The sequence below is a fragment of the Pseudomonas fluorescens genome (assembly GCF_005938625.1).
Classification (GTDB): domain Bacteria; phylum Pseudomonadota; class Gammaproteobacteria; order Pseudomonadales; family Pseudomonadaceae; genus Aquipseudomonas; species Aquipseudomonas fluorescens_BD.
The window spans coordinates 1-1,592 of record NZ_VCNJ01000124.1 but is presented as its reverse complement, the minus strand read 5'-3'; the positions used below and the strand labels follow the sequence as shown (position 1 = coordinate 1,592).

Sequence of the window (1,592 nt, the reverse complement as noted above, 5' to 3'; positions counted from 1 at the left end):
CCACTAGACGAAGGGGACACACTACAACATTCACTCCCTGCCGCGCTTCGCTGTGTGCTTTACGCTGCAAGTGGCGCGCATTCTATGGATGGATTGAGAGGTCGTCAACCCCTTGATATAAATTTATTTAAATCAATGACTTCGACCTGCTTTACGGCGGCAACCGGGCTTTTCCGTCGCCCGACGATTGACGCCTATATTCTGCCACTCGCCAAGACGTTATAGTCCACCGCACAGTGATGGCAATCTGCACCCGCAGCGCCAGCATTCATATAAGCAGCGTGCGGCCGATACAGATTGAACCTGCCGATCCAACTCGCCGAGCGGCGCTAGGCGGCTAAATGCCCAGCCACTACACTCGCATGCGAACCCTATAAAGAGGTCTTACCGGTGACACCACTCATGATCACCCTGCTAGTCATAGCCGGGATCGCAATTCTGATCGCCATTGGCTACATGAACCATGTGGTGGAAAACAACAAACTGGAGAAGGCCCGCACCAAGGTCGAGCTTAACGACCGCCTGCGCCGTTGCGGCGAACTGACCGAGACCTTCCCGGGCCAGTTCATGACCCCGGCACTCAAGCTGCTGCTGACCCGCCTGGAATTGAACGTCTGCCAGCGCCTGCTGAACCTGGAAAAAACCAGCGCCACCACCAAAGCGCGCATCACCGAACTGAGCGCCCTGGTCGCACAAGGCGAATCGATCCCGGTAAATAACCCGCCGGCCCCGATCCTGACCGAAGCCAAAGCCAAGGACGTACGCTTCCTGCTCGAAGCCCTCCACGGCCAAATCACCCGCGCCGCCCACGACGGCTTCCTGCCGCCGAACGAAGCCAAGCACTGGATCCGCGAAGTCCGCCACATTCTGGTGTTGCTGCACATCGAATTCTTCAACAACCTCGGCCAACAGTCCCTGCAACAAAACCAGCCCGGCCAGGCCCGCCTCGCCTTCGAACGCGGCGTGCAATACCTGCGCAAACAGCAGGATCCGCAAATCTACGCAGAACAACTGCAATACCTGGAAAAACTGCTGGCCCGCGCCAACGCCCAGGTAATGGACAAGATTGCACCGGTTGAAGGTGAAGAGAACCAACTGACTGCCGGCCTGAAAGATGTAGAGGCCGATGCCGACTGGAAGAAGAAAGTGATTTACGACTGATTGCAGAGGTTGAAAGAAAAGCCACCGAGAGGTGGCTTTTTTGTGGGCTCGCGGGAGTGAACACGATAGACAACCGGTGAATGAGAGGCCGCTTTCGCGAGCAAGCTCGCTCCCACAAGGTTTGAGTACATCCGGCAGAGATGGGTCGGCTGTCAGGCCGCCTTCGTCGGAACGCCGCCCGGAGCAAGCTCGCTCCCACAGAAGATCAAGAGCAGACCGCGCATCGCTTCCGCTTCTCACCACTCAACAGGATGAGCGTTAGCTCGGCTGCAGCTCTTGATCTGTAAGGCGACGTCGGAAGGCTGAGTGGAGGGATTGATCCGGGCGTGGGAGCGCAGCGACCGTTTGGCGAAGCCAAACACAGCGAGAGGAGGTGCAGCGAAGCAAACCGTAGGCGCTGCGCCCGGATCGATCCCGCAGCGAAGGAACCC

At 58.0% G+C, this 1,592-nt stretch carries 2 protein-coding genes; both read left to right on the top strand.

Translation table 11 applies throughout. From position 1 onward, the window contains the following. The coding region (locus FGA82_RS32360) for a hypothetical protein (protein WP_212760565.1) at positions 1–225 on the top strand (225 nt) is incomplete at its 5' end. A gap of 177 nt (positions 226–402) precedes the next feature. After that, complete coding sequence (locus FGA82_RS31980; protein ID WP_171057407.1) at positions 403–1,161, top strand: hypothetical protein; 759 nt, start codon at positions 403–405, stop codon at positions 1,159–1,161. Positions 1,162–1,592 lie beyond the last annotated feature (431 nt).